At 37.9% G+C, this 18444-nt stretch carries 13 protein-coding genes; 4 read left to right on the top strand and 9 right to left on the bottom strand.

Features of this window, described 5'->3' with window-relative positions:
- Positions 1 to 19 precede the first annotated feature (19 nt).
- From A5888_RS16860 to licT, 6 genes are all read right to left on the bottom strand, one after another.
- Entirely contained in the window at positions 20 to 454 is a 435-nt protein-coding gene (locus tag A5888_RS16860) for a GNAT family N-acetyltransferase (protein WP_086350667.1), read from the bottom strand.
- Positions 455 to 510: 56 nt separating this feature from the next.
- On the bottom strand, positions 511 to 975 hold the full coding sequence (locus A5888_RS16855; protein WP_086350666.1) for a hypothetical protein: 465 nt from the start codon (positions 973 to 975) through the stop codon (positions 511 to 513).
- Between the two features lie 372 nt (positions 976 to 1347).
- Positions 1348 to 3927 carry an HAD-IC family P-type ATPase gene (locus A5888_RS16850; protein WP_086350665.1) on the bottom strand — a complete coding sequence of 860 codons (2580 nt, stop codon included), beginning with the start codon at positions 3925 to 3927 and terminating at the stop codon, positions 1348 to 1350.
- Between the two features lie 177 nt (positions 3928 to 4104).
- Positions 4105 to 5514, bottom strand: coding sequence for a glycoside hydrolase family 1 protein (locus tag A5888_RS16845; RefSeq protein WP_086350664.1), 1410 nt, complete (start codon positions 5512 to 5514; stop codon positions 4105 to 4107).
- A gap of 192 nt (positions 5515 to 5706) precedes the next feature.
- On the bottom strand, positions 5707 to 7557 hold the full coding sequence (locus tag A5888_RS16840) for a beta-glucoside-specific PTS transporter subunit IIABC (RefSeq protein WP_086350663.1): 1851 nt from the start codon (positions 7555 to 7557) through the stop codon (positions 5707 to 5709).
- 97 nt (positions 7558 to 7654) lie between these two features.
- A complete protein-coding gene (gene licT, locus A5888_RS16835) occupies positions 7655 to 8488 on the bottom strand; it encodes a BglG family transcription antiterminator LicT (RefSeq protein ID WP_086350662.1) in 834 nt (277 codons plus the stop codon).
- Between the two features lie 292 nt (positions 8489 to 8780).
- On the opposite strand from licT, the gene A5888_RS16830 reads away from it, so the two are divergent.
- The 3 genes from A5888_RS16830 (at position 8781) to A5888_RS16820 (ending at position 11556) form a co-directional block, all read left to right on the top strand.
- Positions 8781 to 9707 (top strand): tyrosine-type recombinase/integrase, encoded by a 927-nt coding sequence (locus A5888_RS16830; protein ID WP_339101747.1) that lies wholly within the window; start codon positions 8781 to 8783, stop codon positions 9705 to 9707.
- An 86-nt stretch (positions 9708 to 9793) separates the two neighbouring features.
- Complete coding sequence (locus tag A5888_RS16825) at positions 9794 to 10546, top strand: class I SAM-dependent methyltransferase (protein WP_339101746.1); 753 nt, start codon at positions 9794 to 9796, stop codon at positions 10544 to 10546.
- A gap of 5 nt (positions 10547 to 10551) precedes the next feature.
- Entirely contained in the window at positions 10552 to 11556 is a 1005-nt protein-coding gene (locus A5888_RS16820) for a hypothetical protein (protein WP_339101745.1), read from the top strand.
- A gap of 18 nt (positions 11557 to 11574) precedes the next feature.
- Here the strand turns inward: A5888_RS16820 and A5888_RS16815 are convergent, their stop codons facing one another.
- From A5888_RS16815 to A5888_RS16805, 3 genes are all read right to left on the bottom strand, one after another.
- On the bottom strand, positions 11575 to 14076 hold the full coding sequence (locus tag A5888_RS16815) for a hypothetical protein (RefSeq protein ID WP_339101744.1): 2502 nt from the start codon (positions 14074 to 14076) through the stop codon (positions 11575 to 11577).
- 274 nt (positions 14077 to 14350) lie between these two features.
- Entirely contained in the window at positions 14351 to 15742 is a 1392-nt protein-coding gene (locus A5888_RS16810) for an SMI1/KNR4 family protein (RefSeq protein WP_086350659.1), read from the bottom strand.
- 41 nt (positions 15743 to 15783) lie between these two features.
- Entirely contained in the window at positions 15784 to 16545 is a 762-nt protein-coding gene (locus A5888_RS16805) for a hypothetical protein (protein WP_086350658.1), read from the bottom strand.
- An 836-nt stretch (positions 16546 to 17381) separates the two neighbouring features.
- On the opposite strand from A5888_RS16805, the gene A5888_RS16800 reads away from it, so the two are divergent.
- Positions 17382 to 18338 carry a helix-turn-helix domain-containing protein gene (locus A5888_RS16800; RefSeq protein WP_086350657.1) on the top strand — a complete coding sequence of 319 codons (957 nt, stop codon included), beginning with the start codon at positions 17382 to 17384 and terminating at the stop codon, positions 18336 to 18338.
- Positions 18339 to 18444: the final 106 nt, after the last annotated feature.

The raw sequence follows: 18444 nt of genomic DNA, 5'->3' as shown, positions 1-18444 counted from the left end.
ATCTGCTGTTTCGTCCTATCTATTTCCCAAGTACAATCAAATCGTCAAGCTGATGAAAACCATTCTTCAGATAAAAGCGCTCTGCCGGTACCCCTTTTTCTGTGTTCAGCATCATGCCATCCATACCCAAACCCAAGATTTCAGCTTCGATCCGAGCTAGAAAAGCAGTCCCTATGCCTTTACCCTGTAGCTCTGTTTTCACACAGAACTCATCAATATAGTATTCGATTCCTTTGATCCATGGCTTCTTCAAGCCCAAACAAAGTCCGATCACCTCAGTCTCTTCAACTGCGATAAAATTCAAATAACAGGATTCAGACATAAAATTTCTGATTAGCGTTTCTACCTGTTCAAAAGAGTCATATTCTTCATTCCACGGCGCTTTGCTGAAAACCGAAATATACAACTCAGCAGCAGCTTTGACCTGCTCCTCTTTTAAATAATGAAGCTCCATCTTTCTCCCCCAGTTCTCTAGTGTAGCCCACTTATCCATTGATTCGTTCATTGGATCTATCTATCTGTGAACACCAAAAATTCCTGATATCTCTGATCAATAATGGCTTTAACCTTTTGATAGTTGTCATCAGAATACAGGATGCCATAATCCGAGTCTTCCACACCGTCCTTATGCTTCAACGTCAGCATGCCATAATCTGTTAAATAGGAGCCATATCTTTGAGCAAATCCACTACCTTCTTCGTAATATTGATCCGCAAACATTACCCCTGTCTCACTAAAATCTTCAGCTAACAACACCCCATCATTAAATTCAAACAGCAAATCAAGCGCGCTGTAACTGCCTGATTTTACACCTTGCACCTCTTCAATCATCTCATCCAGCAAATCTTCTCCGGCAAAATCCTTTTCCAGCATCCAGCGGTAAAAAAATGCCATATGTACACCGCCTTGTTCAATCTCAATTCCCTTTGGAAAATCTTCTGCCTCGAAATGCCATTTTGCTTTATCATATGCCATGCTCTTCTTCCTCCTTTTTTACTAGCCCTAATGAATAGTTCTTTGGTATAGTTTAATGCAGTAACTAGTCTGTATCAAGGAGAACTTAACGCAGCTTGCTCAAACAATAAACAGCATCCACGAAAAGCTTCATGGATGCTGTTTATCAAGAAGTGTGTGTTTCCTTGAGCGTTTTAGTGAGTAGTGACCGTGCCCCTGTTTCCCGTTTTATGTAAAAACGTCACAGCCTCAATCTCATCGATATAAATCGCATTCGTATGTTTTATGTGCAAATAGTGTGTTTCCCTTCCCTGTAACTTCCTTCAAGAGTCCCGTTTTGGTCATGTGCCACTTGTGACGAGCCTATACTTCCCCTGTGTTGTGTGTTGCGGTTTACGCCATCACCTCCTTTGCTTTCTTTTTTCTGATTTTCTTGGTAATCAGCTTCTCTAGCTCCACAATTAGGAAGATCCCAAAAGTATTCAAAAGAATTGAAAGATGTTGTGATGTAGTTAAAGTCGTCAGGCCAATCGCTTGTTGAGCAATCGGTACAAGCAATACCACGCCTTGAAGAACAGCTAGACAGGCTAGAGAGATAAAGATCGCTTTATTCTTAAACATTGCCTTGTTGATCGATGGGTCAAGTAGCTCACGACAGTTTAACATGTAAAAGGCCTGTGCCAATACAATACTTTGTAGCAACATCGTTTGCTGGACTAGTTGACTTTCCGCTTGCATAGCAATAAAGTACGCCGGAACAGTGATCAATAGTGAGACATAGAAAATCCGGAAAATACTGTAACCTGAGAGCATCGGTGCTTTCGGATCACGTGGTGCTCTTTCCATGATTCTCTTATTTGCCGGCTCAAAGCCCAATGCATATGAAAGAGTAATTGTTGTGACCATATTTACCCAAAGAATTTGAACAGGTGTCAACGGAAGCGGCAAGTTGGTCATCAAGGCGAAGATAACGATCAACCCTTGGGCCAAAGCAGTTGGTAAAAAGAAGTTGATCGTCTTTTTCAGGTTATCAAAAATACGTCTGCCTTCCTTGACGGCTCTGGTGATCGTCGCAAAATTATCATCTGCCAAAACCATATCAGCCGCCTGTTTACTTACCTCGCTCCCTTTGATACCCATCGCAATACCGATATCTGCCTTCTTCAATGCGGGGGCATCATTTACACCATCACCGGTCATTCCTACCACTTCACCATTTTGTTGTAACGCCGTAACGATCCTCAGTTTATGCTCAGGTGTCGTTCTGGCGAAAATATCGACGGTTTTCACCTGTTTTTTCAGCTCTTCATCGGATAAATGGTCGATATCTTTCCCTTCTAGCGCATACGCTGTATGGTTCAACCCAATTTGTTTTCCAATCGCGATCGCCGTGTCTTTGTGGTCACCTGTAATCATTTTTACAGCAATGCCCGCTTGTTGAGCTTCGGCTACCGCTTGAATCGCAGACTCCTTTGGTGGATCAATGATTCCAGCCAAACCAGTCATCGTCAAGCCTGTCAATGCCTCGTGTGTCAGCTCATGCTTTTTCGTTACATGTTTCATTGCGAAACCTAGAACCCGCTGTCCCTTTTGCGCCAACTCTGCCGCCTGCCCCTTCCAGTATTCCTGCTCTGCATTCGTCAGCTGTGCCAGCTCCAACAATACCTCCGGCGCACCTTTGACAAAGACAACCTCTTCCCCGGTAGAAAGCTCATGAGCTGTTGCCATGTATTTGTATGCTGAGCTAAAGGGGATCTTATCCTTCTTCTCTAAAAAAGGGACTTCCTTATCATCGACAAACTTCAACAGTGCCAACTCTGTTGGATTACCACTCAGCTCATGAACCGATTGACTACCGTCAAGCTTTAAATCCTGACAGTTGTTCATAATAGATGTAATATCCAGCTCAGCTGTTTCAATAGCTACTTGTTTTTCCGCCTTCTCTGGCAAAATAATATCAACAACCGTCATTTCATTCTTTGTTAATGTCCCAGTTTTATCCGAACATATCACGGTCATTGACCCTAATGTTTCGACTGCCGGCATGCTTTTGACAATCGCTTTTTCCTCCGCCATTTCCTTTACACCCATGGACAAAATCATTGTCAGTACTGCTGGTAGTCCCTCAGGAATTACAGCAACGATCAAGGCGATCACAGAAGAAAGCAACACATTGATATCCATTCCGTGTCTCAATGTAGTAAAAAATATTAGGAAGACAATGAAACCGATCAGCCCTTTGAATATCTGCTTATTCAACTGGTTCATCTTCCGAATTAAAGGTGTCGTCTGCTTTTGTACAGACTGTAGAGCAGAATTGATTTGCCCAATTTCTGTCTCGTCTCCCACCGCAACAATTACGCCGCTTCCTGATCCATCCTGTACGAGCGTTCCTGAGAATGCCATGTTGGTTCTATCTCCCAAAGGCGTGTCTTCCTCTAACAGCTTCACTTGCTTTTCAACCGGTAATGATTCTCCTGTCAACGCAGACTCTTCAATAACCAAATCATGGGTTTCAATCAAACGAATATCTGCCGGTACAACATCTCCACTTTTCAATAGGACGATATCACCAACAACCAAGTCCTCAGAAGCAACTGTTTTTCTGACACCGCCGGAAAGAATGACTGCTTCTTGCCCCATCATCTGCTTCAAGCCGTTTAATGATTCTTCCGCCTTGCGCTCCTGTAAATACCCAATCAAGCCGTTGATAATAACCACTGCCAAAATGATCCCCATCTCAACGTAACTGCCGGTAATTCCTTTTAGCACAGCGGCTACCATTAAGACAATCATCAACAGGTCCACGAAATGCTTACCGACTTTCTGCCATGTTTTCAATTGATTTTTTTTTGATAGAACATTTTTTCCGTCTTGCTCCAGTTTTTGCTTCCTTGACTCATTATCTAATCCACTTCTTGAACTGTTTACTGTTTGTATCGCATCATCTGCTGTATATTTATGCCATTTCATCTTGTTTTCCTCCTGTAATTTCTTTTAGCTATACTCTTAGTATACGGATTTTACTTTGCTGTGAAGGTCACGTTTTTCAGAAAGCTATGAAAAAAACTGGTTCTTCTTACATAACGCTTAACGCTGCTTATAAAAAAACAGACAGAGATTTTTAACTTTCTCTGTCTGTCCCTGTTATTATTTGATTAAGTTGTTACCGTTTGTTCCGATGACTTCTTTGTACCAATCAAAGCTTTTCTTTTTATATCTTTCAAGAGTTCCGCTACCGTCATCGTTACGATCAACATAAATAAAGCCATAGCGTTTTCTCAATTCAGCTGTTGTGAAGCTTACCAAATCGATACAGCCCCATGAAGTATAGCCCATGATTTCTACACCATCCACGATAGCTTCTTCCACCTGCACCAGATGATCATTCATATAATCAATTCGATAATCATCGTTTACGGTTTTCGTTCCATCCGCCAATTCCACTAGCTCGTCAACAGCACCTAATCCATTTTCCACAATAAAGACCGGTTTTTGGTAGCGATCATAAAGGATATTCAAATAGTAGCGCAGCCCTTCCGGATCGATCTGCCAGCCCCATTCACTCGCTTTCAAATAAGGGTTAGGAATACCACCAATGATATTTCCCTCTCCTGCTTCCTTACTTGGGTCCGCTGATTCACAGACACTCATATAATAACTAAAGGAAATGAAATCTACCGTATGAGTCAAGGCTTCCTTATCTGCTTCTGTAATATCCAGCTGAATATCATTTTCTTTGAAGAAACGTTTGGTGTAGCTTGGATAATACCCTCTTACCTGAATATCTGAAAAATAGAAGTTCTCTCTTTCTGTTTTCAGAGCTTGTAGGACATCCTTTGGTTCAGGTGTCAACGGATAAACCGGCACGCCTAAAATCATACAGCCAATCTGCGCAGTAGGTATGATTTCATGGCAGGCTTTAACAGCTTTGGCACTTGCGACTAGTTCATGATGAATGGCCTGATAAATATCCTGTTGGCTCAGTTCAGCCTTTGGTGTATTGATGCCCCCGCTTAAAAAAGGAACATGAGTGATCGAATTGATCTCGTTGAACGTTAGCCAATACTTCACTTTGCCTTTATATCGTTTAAAAACAGTTCGTACATAATGCTCAAAGAACGCGATCATTTTGCGATTGCGCCAGCCGTCATAGGTTCTGGTTAGATGCAGAGGTGTTTCGTAATGAGACAGCGTAACCAACGGCTCGATCCCATATTTCAGACATTCGTCAAAAAGATCATCATAAAACTTCAAGCCAGCTTCATTCGGCTCCTGTTCATCCCCCTTCGGAAAAATTCTTGCCCAGGCTATCGACAGTCGAAAGACTTTGAAGCCCATTTCCGCAAATAGGCGAATATCTTCCTTATAACGATGGTAGAAATCGATTCCGACAAGTTTCAAATTGTCTTCTTTGGGTTCTTCTGACGGTGCCTCTCGCCAGCCTTTGCGTGTCACATCCTGAACGGTCAGTCCCTTTCCGTCTTCGATATAAGCTCCTTCACATTGATTGGCAGCAGTCGCGCCACCCCATAAAAAATTTTTTGGAAAATTACTCATGTTGTTCTCCTTCCTTCTTTCAGCGAATAGGTAAACTATGATTCTTCTTATCTCAACTAAATAGATTGTTTCTCAATTCTCTTTATAGGCAAGCAGAGGAGAGCTGTTCTGCCTCCTCCACCTATCGCTTTCATTATACTAGAGCGTGTTCGAAAAGTTCAAAGACATTCGAATTTTTTAGCTATGTCCTAGCTATACAACATACAATACGGCTTCATTATAGTCAGCTGCTACCATTTCATCCTTCGGCACAACCTCAATAAATTGATCAGAATTCGTGACAATCAATGGTGTAACAATATCATAGCCAGCTTTTTTTATACCATCAAAGTCCACTTTCAACAAAGGCTGTCCGACTTTGACATGTGCCTCTGGTTCAATAAGCACCTCAAAATATTGTCCATTCAACTCCACCGTATCAATACCAACATGAATCAACAGCTCTAATCCTGCCTCACTAGTCAGCCCAATTGCATGCTTTGTTGGAAAAACAGCGGATACGACACCATCAAATGGAGCAACAATTGTATCTGACTCTGGCAAAATGGCAATTCCTTCACCCATTACCTTGCTTGAAAATGCAGTGTCATTGACCTTGCTTAAGGGAATCACTTTTCCTTTTACAGGGGCTAAAATCTTTTTCGGATCGCTGCTTCCAGCTTCAATCAATTCAATATCTACAGCATCCGTCCCAACAGGTTCTTCATCAATGCCAAAAATCCAAGTCAAAACAAAGGTAAGAATAATCGATACTGCCGCAACGATACAGGCATTGATGATATTTCCGTTTCCTTCGCCACCGATAAACTGCGGCAATGCGACTAATGACGGAACTGCGAAAGCATAAGTTTCCAGACCTGTGATTCCCATGTATACCCCACAGATTGCTCCTGAAATCATGGCCGCATATAAGGGCTTCTTATATTTTAATGTGACCCCATATAATGCCGGCTCAGTTACACCGGCAAGTAACGCTGAGATCCCGGAAGCTAAGGCGACCTGTTTTAAATCTTTATCCTTCGCTTTCAAAGATACAGCTAACGCAGCTGCTCCTTGTGCCAAATTAGCGGCCAACATTGCAGGTAAAATCAAGACATCCGGTGTGACTGGAGACGCAATCAAGAATATCGGAGCGAAGGCCCAGTGCATCCCTGTCATAACGATCAACGGCATGAACGCCGCCATCAGCCCAAGTGCCAACCAGCCGGCTTTACTTTGAATCCAGATGATTCCCGCAGACAAGCCTTCTCCGGCAAAAGTACCTAATGGGCCGACAACTACTAAGGCAATAATTCCAGAAATCACAATGATAAACAACGGCTTCATAAAGCTTTTCATTACCGTTGGGATAATCTTATCAAAGAATGCTTCTATATATTTCATCAACCAAACCATGATCAATATCGGAATCACCGATGAACTATAAGAGGCTAATGTAATTGGCAGACCGAAAATGCTCAGCGGTTCTCCCTCAGCAACCAGACTGACAAAATTCGGATGCAGCATGATTCCTCCAACAGTTACTGCCAGCATAGGCGTTACTTTAAATTTCTGTGCAGCCGTATAAGCTAACATGATCGGCATAAAGTAAAATGGCGCATCACCGAAAAACGTCAAGACCGCAAAGCTCTTCGATTCTTCATCTAAAATGCCCAGCAACGGTAAAATAATCAATAATACCTTGATCATACCGCCCCCCAGCATAGCAGGGATCAACGGTGACATACAGCCGGAAATCACATCGACAAAAGCTTCAAACAGGTTTTTCTTTTCCTCCGGCTCCGCCTCAGAATTACTAAAGCTCCCAAGCTTAAGTAGCTCTTTATAATAATTCGCAACATCATTTCCCATAATGATTTGGTATTGGCCGCCTTTTTTCATGACCCCCATAACACCCGGTACCGCTTTGACTGCTTCATCGTTTACGGTTCCTTCATTCTTTAAAACAAAACGCAAGCGAGTCATACAATGGGTAACTGAACGAATATTGGCTTCACCACCAACTAGTTCAAAGATTTTTTTTGCTGATTCTGTATACTTCATTTTCTTTTCCTCCTCATAGAAAAAGACCTGAAACTGTCCCCTTAAAAAGAGTAACAGCTTCAGGTCATGCTCCAAAATGGATAACAATCCTGTTCCATTATAAATTTTTTGTGATTCTGCGAATATGAGCAGTCAGATAGAGCAGTTCCGTCGAGCTCAATTCATACTCAAACTGATCATTAACATAGGCTCCTATTTTCAACGCACATTCATACTCTGATTCATACTTCTTTTTCAACGTATCCAACAGCTCAGCATCATCGTCATCGTAATGATCGCTCATCAACAAGCGTTGGGCAAAAAACTTCACATGTGTGACAAAGCGATAGTAGTCCAAAGATGCTTCATCAAACTCTGTCCGGTAATGCGTTTTGATGATTTCTTCTATCTGCTTGGTAATCTCCGCGATTTCATAAGCCAAATCACCACCACGATCCATTTCAGCATTGACAAAATGTGTCGCAATAAATGCCGCCTCATCGATTTCAAAGGCAACACCTAGATCCTTACGAACGATTTCTACTGCTTTTTCTCCTACTACATACTCATCAGGATAAAAGCGCGCAATATCCCAACGCAACGGATTTTTTAAGATAGTTCCATCTGCGTAACGTTCTACCGCAGAATGAATATGATCCGTTAGATTGACATAAATGATTTCATTCAGATTTTTACCAAGCTTGATTTTTCCGAAGTTGATGATTTTTTCAGCCACCAGGATATGCTCCATCGGCACATCAATCAGCAGCTCCGTAAATCGATTCTGAGTTGCTTTGTCTCGAAGTAAAAAAGTTTTTTCGACTAGCTCCATATCAACAGAGCTACCCTTCTTTTTCCCAAAGGCAATGCCCCGTCCCATCAGCAATACGTCAACACCCTTGCTGTTCGAAGACATGATTGTATTATTATTTAACACTCTTTTTATGATCATAAAAATTCCCCACTAGCTACAAAAAAAGCCCATTTACCTGCACTTCTCCTGTGCGATGTAAATAGGTCCTGCTCACAAACGTGATAACATCCAACAATTTTCTTTTTTCATTGCCGCATGCTTACCCGAAGTAATAACATCAGCAATACAAAACAAAGATTATCACGGATATCAAGCGCTGTCAATAATTTTTTTGATGGACCCATACATAATTTTAGCTGATACTTAGCTATTTCCATATGCTGTCAGAAAAAGTATACTGACTTTATTCTAAGACTCGGAGGAATCATTCATGATAGAAAAACAACTATTGCACGCCTATTTTGACTATTGTATGTTTCAAAAAAAATTGGACAAAAAAACATTGAAAGCTTATAAAATTGATATGAATCAATTTTTCTTATTTGTAGAAGAACACCACCATTCAACAATAACACGCAGCACTATTGAAAGTTACATTGAGCATATGGGAAAACGATTTAAAACCTCTTCAATAAAGAGAAAGTACGCTTCGATAAAGACCTACTTTTCCTATCTGGAGTATATGGAGCATATTGATAAAAATCCATTTAACAAAATAAGGCTTCGTTTAAAAGAAGAGTCAACGCTCCCTCGAATCTTCCCTATGAGCACCTTGGAGCTATTACTAATCGACTCTTATAACGAAGAACAGAAGGCAAATTTAAGCGATTATCAAAAATTTATTACTAGCAGAAATACAGCCATTTTAGAACTACTTTTTTCCACGGGTATTCGCGTCTCAGAACTCTGTGACCTTTCTTTAAAACATACCAATCTAGCAACTCAGCAAATCCTTATTAAAGGGAAAGGAGCAAAGGAAAGATTGCTCTTTTTGTCCAATACCGAAGTACTATCTGCAATAGAAAAATACCTAGTTTATCGAAATCTGAGACTCACAACTTGTGAAAATCTTTTTTTAAACAGAAAAAATGCTCGCCTCTCTGACCAATCTGTTCGAGCGATTATTAAAAACACGGCGAACCGTTCCGGACTTTCTCAACACATCACTCCCCATATGTTTAGACATACACTTGCAACAACACTACTAGATGAAGGGGTTGACTGTAGATATATTCAAAATATTCTAGGCCATAGCTCAATTAGAACAACCGAAAGATATACCCACGTCAGCCTTGAAATGCAAAAAAAGGTACTCTTGAATAAGCATCCTCGACATGGGTTAACTTTTTTGCGTTGATAAAAATATACATTGTCAACTTCTTCTACATCGAATAAAGGATAATAAGCAATTATCGTTTAGTGAGATGGACAGGAGGAAAACTGTTGTCAAAAAATTATGAAGTTAACTATGATTTGTATGCAGATGAATATTTAAAAAACAGAACAATTAACTTTCAAATATATAATTTATTAAGTAGTTTATTAAATATCTCGAAAGATAACAACATTCTTGAGTATGGGTGTGGAACAGGCAATTATTTGATTGAACTTGAAAAGAATTATCAGTGTAATTTTTACGGAGTTGATACATCAAAAAAAATGCTTGAGAATGCGAAAAAGAAAAAATCATGTATCAGTTTTTCTCATTTTAAAAACTATCCTTTAAATTATAAAGATTCTTTTTTTAATGATATTTATTGTGTAGATGTAATCCATCATGTTACCGATTTGAATGCTTTCTTCAATGAAATGCATCGAATCTCAGCTCCTAAATGTAAATTGGTAATATGTACCGAATCATCCGTTCAACTAAATAAAAAATACTGGCTAAAATATTTCCCAAGTATTTCTTCTATTGATCAAGAAAGATTTTGGGCAATAGACGAACTTATCCAATCGGCAGAAAATGCTGGTTGGCGATTTCTATCAGAAAATGTTTATGAACAAAAGCTTAATGAACCTATAAAGAAAGAATTTTTAGCTAAAGTAAAATCAAAATCAATTTCTGTTTTTGCACATCTTGACAAAAAAGAATACCAACATGGATTAGATGCCCTATTTTGCGATTACAATAAAGGCATTTCTATATATAAGATAGATGGGTATACATTAATACAATTAGAAAAGGAAATGTGAATCCTATGCATAGAAATATTAAAATTGCCATCATTGCAAATACTAGAGATGAGTTTGAGAATGCCAGTGATATTAGCAATATTATCTACAATGACAATCCAAGCAAAAAAAGTATTGACTATTTATTGTCAGAAATACGTTGTTTGGGTTTTGAAAGTTTCTTTTTTGGTGGGATTGAAGAATTGATAACAGCCTGTAAAGAAAAAAAGGAATATCAAAACACCCTTTTCTTTAATCTTTCAGATGGTTTAACACAACCAAGCAGAAAAGGACAAGCAGCATTTCTACTTGAAATATTAGGTGTTCCATACATTGGTTCAGATCCATTTACTCGATTAATGACTGCGAATAAGTCTTATACAAAGCAGTTCCTCTGCTCTCAAGAAATCACATCTCCAAATGGTCATATCATAAGATCTTTGAATGATTTTTCTCAATATGACATTGAATACCCTATCATGATAAAACCGAATAATGAAGGTTCATCAATTGGTATTACACAAGAAAGTGTAGCTTTTGACTTTACCTCCGCTGTATATTATCTAAATAAATTATTGAATAAATTTGATGAAATACTTATTGAACAATATATCGAAGGTTATGATATCACTAACTTGGTAATTGGAAATTCGGACAGTTTTCTAGTTTCAGAAGTAATCATCAGCAGTTTAAATGGAAAGACTTATTTTGATAAGGAAGTATTAGGCATAAAAGAAAAGGCAACTGGTGTACGAAAACAATTTTTAGGTGAAGAAATTCTCCAAAAAAACCAAATAGAATATATAAAAAAAATGAGTAATAAAATTTTTAAGTGCTTAAATTTGAAGGACTATGCTCGGTTTGATTATAGACTGAACAACAAGCAACTATATTTTCTAGAAGCTAGTCCTAATCCAGTATTAAGTGAAACATCTGAATTAGGACTGATATCTCTGAAAAGACAAACTCCAGCAAGACTCTATTTGGAAGCCGTTATCAACAGTGCTGTTCTACGTATAAATACTAAATAGATTAATTAAGGTTTCACTTTACCCATGAGTAATAGTCGTTAACCATGGTTCAAATTCAATTTCTTTATAATATCTTTCTGTTTCAAGCGGAACATCTGGCATACAAAGTTGTTCGCTAGAAAAATTATTATAGAGACTTATAAAACGACATTTTCCAGAAGGGACATCGTTTTGAAAGCGAGGTCTATAAAGATTGAGATATCGTTCCATTGAATAAAAATCATTATTATTTTTTGAATCTATGGCTAAATTGATCAATATCTTTTTGTAGATTCTATCATCTAAATTTGAATTAGTACTGATTAATTCCTCTAGTTCTTTTTTATAAACAACAGCTTTACTATCTTTTAATGCTGAATAACAAACGAAAAAATTTGTATTTATGATATTATAGATGTAATTATTTTTATTCCAAACATATGCATTCATTAAATGCTCGACTGCAGATTGCCAATTCCCGTTGATCATTTCAATAACTGCTAAATTGTTGTAGGAATAAGCTTGATAATGAACACTAGTGTTTTCAAAATTTTTTCTAGCTTCTTCAGTTAACAAGATAGCCTTATCAAAATCCGAACATCTAATATGTTCAAACCCTTTATTGTGAAGAATTTTTGAAGAAGACAGACCATTCTCATCATATTTTTGAGCTAACTGATACCCTTTATCTAGTAGTTCAATAGATTTTCTTCCTTCGTAAAAATCCATGGAAGACTGGTAAACTCCTATCATTGATGGATGATCCAGATCACGAGCATGAAGATCTTCAAACATAATTTTTGCAGCTTCGAACTTTCCTGGTGACACAAAAAAAATGGATTGCTTTTGTGTCAATAACTCAGTAAAAGGTAGTTGGTTAATTTCTGACAGATGAATGGCTGTATCAATAAACTCAAATGACTGTTCATAGTCATAAGAATGACATTTCGTTCGTGCTAGCATAGAATAAACAGTTATTTTTTCTTTGATAGATATTTCATTTAGATACCTGTCTTCTATGATAACTAACATTTCCTCCGAACGTTTGAATTCCCCACAATCCAGTAAATTTTTTGCTATTACAATCAACCATCTTGGAGGAATCGTTCCTATTTCATCATTTAATCGATTAAATATTTGTAAGGCCTCATAAGACTGCCCATTTCCATATAACTTAACTGCGTATTCATAATTAACTTCCTTCCAATTGCTCCGCTTACTATAATAAGCTTGAAAAGATCGAATGTAATCTAAATTCAGCATCCAATAATCTGTTTGTAGATTTGGGATTCTCTTTTGTTCGAGAAAGTCATAGTTAAAAAATGCTAAATAACTCTTTTGAACTATATCTTCATTTAAATCAAGAATTATTTCGTTTAAAGAATCATGTTTGAATTTTAAACAGTCTGTTTTACAATAAGACTCTATCTTTATTATGTGCAAATTAATCAAATCAGCAATTGACTTTCTAACGCTTTCAGAGCTAGTTAAAAACGCTATATTTCCAAATTCGTTAAGTAGATATTCCAAGTATGATTGCAATATTTCTATAGGAAAAGGTATCTTCCAGACAGACATAATTGTTAAAATAAGTTTCTGTTCAAATGTTGTGCTTTCATAATCAAAATCTACACTTTCTGTTAACAGTAATTGCTTAAATTTATCTACTAAAAAATATGCTTTAGGTTTCTCCCTACAAATAATGCCATTTTTGGTATATAAATTGATCAATGTTTGCTTGAATCTTTGCGGATATCCTCCGCACTGATAAAAGAGAGTATTCAAGCACTCTCTTATTTCTTCATCAATTTCACAAGTTTTACTTAATATTTCAACAAAAAAATAATTTTTTTTGAACGGCTCCATATTCAACTTAACATTAGGTATTTTTTCAACCAAAAAATTTTTATGAAACTGAGCCAGTTCTAAATCTTCATTTGTTGTACATATAATAAAACGAAGATTATCGTTAGATAAATTTTCTATAATCGTCATCTCGATAATATCTATCAACAAAGGCGAACATCTAGTAAAGTTATCAAAACAAAAAATTATTTTTTGTTTTTTCTTTATAATAGATTGGATGTACTTTGCTACAGTTTTTGAAAGTGTATATTGTTGCTGCTTAAAGTCAATGAAACCATGAATACAGTTTGACACGATATCTGAAACCCCAAAGTCTGGAATCTTGTATATATCTAGAATTGTTTTTGTAATATTTGTACCTGTCTCAACAAACGAAGAGTAATTAAGCTTAATGTAGTCTATGAATTTATTTCCAGATATTTCCTGTAATTTTTGAATGAAATTCGAGATATAACTAATATCATTTTCATCTTTTTCTGATTCAACATGAATAAGAAACCACTCAATGTTTTTATTAAACACATTATCAATAAAATAAGTTTTTCCTACTCCTCTGTCTCCACTAATCCAGAGAACATGTGGAGAACTCGAACTCTCTTCTAAAAATTTTTTTGCTATCTCACGTTCTTCAAGTCTATCAACAAAATCAAAATCAAAGAATTCCCTATTATCCATAGATATCTCCTGTCCATCTCACTAAACGATAATTGCTTATTATCCTTTATTCGTTTTAAATAATTATACCACACGATTATTACTGTTGTTCTGCTATTTTGTAAACAAAATTTAAATTAAACATAAAAAAATCAACTTATCATCTGAATAACTTTCCAGAGAGAAGCTATTGTTCACACTGATTATCACCTGCTAGTTCTTAACTACAGAGCCCATACCTAAATTACCTACTTCCACATAATAAACCATATGCACCTCTACTCATGTATTACTATCATTTTCCCCCTCTACCTTTCTCTATCTGAACCCCATTGTTCTTAAACGCAGTCACTAAATTCGAACGCATCATCTGATCTTCATGATACTTTTCCCACATTCGATAATAAGCTTCGACTAGTTTTGAATGTTCTTCGCGTGCCATTCCTTGCAGAGCTGCATGAGCGACCCAATAAGAACCTTCATCCATCCAAAGAATAAATTTATCGAGATAATCCATTCGATCCTTTGCATTGCTGATAGCCCAGACTGCGGTTTTCCGGTCAGCTTCTTCCACCGATTCATTCATCGCAAAGTCAATCAAATCTTTACCACGAAACAACTCGCAATCCTTCATAAAGAAAATCAAACTGTCTTTATCCTGGAGCTCTTCATTGCGTAACAAATCCTTCAGTGTTCCATAATACTCATCTTTCAGCTCATCCGGTATTCGTCTGGCACAAGCAACTGCCGCAGAGATATTTTCGCCATCGAGCAGTCTATCAAACATGGTCATTGCTGCTTTCTCATTAAATTTCAACAGCAGCTCTACTCTTAAGACATCCAGTTCTTCGTTATCTCTTTGTTGGATAAAGGCAATCGTACTCTCCTTTACTTCTGAAAATCGATACAAGCTTCTTAAAATATCGTGCTTTTCCTTATCTTCAGCTGTAGGATAGGCACGTTTCAACTCGTCCTCTGTTCCTAACCTGTAATAACCATACGAAGTAGTGCTATTGCCTTGAATGATTTCCTTGAAAAACTGTTCATACCAGTCCAAAAAGGGCATTCCTGTTAGATATGGACCGTAATCCGAGTCAAGATTCCAATCGATATAAACGATTTTTCCGGTTTCTGATCCGTTGACTAGCAGCAGATTATCGTAGGTACATCCCTGTGTCCCAACAATCAACATCCCGCCATACAAACGAGCCATCGCCTCATCGTATAAGTCATCATCTTCTTCGGTTTCATCCATGATTCGCTTCCATTTTTCTTTGGTCAAGGCTTTATCAATTAGCGCTTCATTGCTCACTGCAGCAGCATGCTCATCAGAACTGATTACTTTTTCCAGCGCAGATAAACCATAGTAGGGCCCAGCACCGCCGTTTCCTACTTGTGTCAGGAAAAACACATAGTCCTTCGGTAAAGTGAGTTGATGGCGCTTTTCAAAAGCTTCAACCTCAGCCATTGACAGCACTGGTTTCAATCTATACTTGTGCGTACTTGCACCAAAAACTGAGCGCTCTTTGTCTACTCTCCCTGCAGCAGCAACCATTTCTTTTATATACGTTGCATGTGCGGTCGTCAGTCTTTCTCCTGTAAAGGGTGTCCATTTCGGCACCACCTCTGCTATCTGCTTTTCAGTCCGTTCATTTTTAGTAAATAGTTTTTTCAGTTGATTAAACATAGTTTCCTCCAAGTGCTCATTTTTCATCGTTCCACCCGTTGCTACAAGTCAAAAAAATCAGTTGAGTAAGGAAAATCCCCTCTGTTCCAGAGCCATAACGGAGTATGGATATCAATTGGATCGTAATCCGTCTCTTTAAATACCTCTTCCCAACGAGCTGCTGTAATTTGCTGAACTTTACTGCTTTTTGCTTCTGCTTCACTTATCAAACCCAACTTTACGCTTCCTTGAATGACATTTGTATCTGGTGCTACGGAAATATTCCATCGATCCTCGAACTGTACATCCGTGTATTGAAGCATGACATACAGCCAATAGTTCATGATCTTATTTCCAGATAAATAAGGAAAAGACTTCTTGTTAGCGAGCATATACTCCTTTATTTTTGCCACACTGTAGTCATTTTTCTTAAAAAAGTTACGAACGTCTCCTGAAAAATCTTCATGAAAGGTCGAACACAATCGTTGCCAGATAATTGGCTGTTTATTTTTTTGTAGAGCAATTTTATGCTTTGTCAGCTTTGCTCTCAGTTCATCTTCGCTCATAAGCAGCACTTTCTCCGGAATAAATACATCCGCAACGAATGAATCCTGCGCTGAGCTTTTTGCACTTTCCCATAATTTATAAGCATTCCGTTGATAATTCAATGCCATCGGTAAAGTAAAATATAAATAATTTTCTTTACTCCCTATCGGATAATGAGGATTGCTGTCTTCCGGCATGACCTCCCCGCCTAATCTCCCTAAGCGATGATAATCAATCAACTTAACAGCCTTTTCGAGTATTTCCTTTTTATTTCCCATCCTTACTCCTATTCTCATTCATATGAGGCCAGGCCACTCCGCCCCATCATTTTTTCTACTGTTATTCTTATAGTACCATTAGTTAAAAGAGAATGGACCCGTTTTTTTGTCCACCTCTTTTTCAACGCCAATAGAACTATGGATTGATCAGTCAACTTGGTTTGGGTATTTATTTCGACAATATGTAGTACTCTTCTGCTATGATTCACCGGACGATTTGAAAGCGAGCCGCTCTCATTCACTTGTTCACTAAGACAAACAAGCTCACTGCAAAAAGCAGCGAGCCTGTAGTCATGGACGTAATATGAGGGCTGCGTTGACACAAAGCTGTCCGCAGCTTATTTTTGACTGTATTTATGTCTATTTCAAAAAGCGAAATAGCATGAAACGTCACTAAACAAATATATTAAAAGTAGGAAGATAAAGCTTAAAACTCTTAGTTTAAAGTAAACTGCCTACGTCCAATCTTAAGATTCATGGTACTTTTGATGAAAAAATTGGCAGACCGCTCTCCATTTGACTGGAAACTTCGCTGAGCTTTGCCACACACACGATCAAAAACAACAACCTCTACAACCGAAGCCAAAGCTCATCGTTACTCTTAGTTGCTTTTTTACTGTTCTTTCTTCAAAAATCAACTATTTCCTCTTTGATCATCAAAAGAGATGCTCCGGCAAACTACCAGATAGGAAGTTCCAATAACGTAATTAAAAGAATTTCAAACATATTATCACCTCACAATATATTGGGGAAAACACTTTCAATATATCCTAAATAGATTATAATATAGACAATATAGATTGTCTTATGACATTTGTAATATTCCGGAGGGGTATATGAAAATAGGCGAACACATCCAATTTTATCGAAAAAAGAAGGCCTGGACACAGGCTGAGTTGGCTGAACGGATTTGTTCTCAATCAGAAATCAGTCTGATCGAGCAAGGAAAACGAACGCCTTCTTACGATGTACTTTTGAAACTGTGCAGTAGGCTGAATATATCGATTGAAGATATCACAGAAAAATCCATCGATCATATAGAATTGCTAACGACGGCCTTTCAACGGCTCAATTTTCTTATGTTGAATCGAGAATATGAAAAAATGGATCGACTGCTGACAGACCAAACAATTTGGCACGCGGCTTACGAAAAGACAGATCGTCAACGGCTTTTGTATTATCAAGGAATCTACACCTGCTTCCATTTGAAAGAAAATGCGGAAGCTCTGAATATTTTAAAATTAGGGCTAACAGAAACACTCTCATTAAAGGACAAAAATCTGCATGAAATTCTTACTAGGAAAAAAATCTTTCAGAAAACAGAAACCTTGTTGATTGGTTCCATCGGCGCAGTTTTGCATCTTGACAAAAAATACAAGGAGGCCGAGCCTTTCTTTGTGACGGCCTGCAACAATATCAACGATCAGGCTTTTCGGGATCACCCCTCGGAGCTGGCCATCATCTACTACAGTGCCAGCAAAAACTACAAATATTTGAACAAGCATATACAGGCACTGGAAATGGCAGTAACAGGTAAAAATTGGGTATTATCTCATCATTCTACAGCTCGATTGCCTGAGCTATTGTATGAAATCGCTGAAAATTATCGGATATTGGATAAGCAAGAACGAGCAGAGTATTATTACATTCGTTCTCTTTCTGCCGCACTCTCGATCGAAGACATAAAAATCTTCGATTTGATGTGTGAAGAATACCAAGTGTTTACCTCAATGAAGGAGCTTCAACGCTTTTTGAAGGTAGTCTCACACGTATCGAACCGTGAGTCCCTCTAGGACATGATGAAAGAGCAAAAGACAATAACCTCTACATTCTATCTATACCTGCTCTCGAAGAAAACGGGAAAGTTAAAAAATAGACAAAAAAATCTTGAAAAGCACT

It is taken from the genome of Enterococcus sp. 9E7_DIV0242, from assembly GCF_002140975.2.
GTDB classification, from domain to species: Bacteria; Bacillota; Bacilli; order Lactobacillales; family Enterococcaceae; genus Enterococcus_L; species Enterococcus_L clewellii.
The sequence above is the reverse complement of the archived record's forward strand: the minus strand, read 5'-3'. Positions and strand labels throughout refer to the sequence as shown.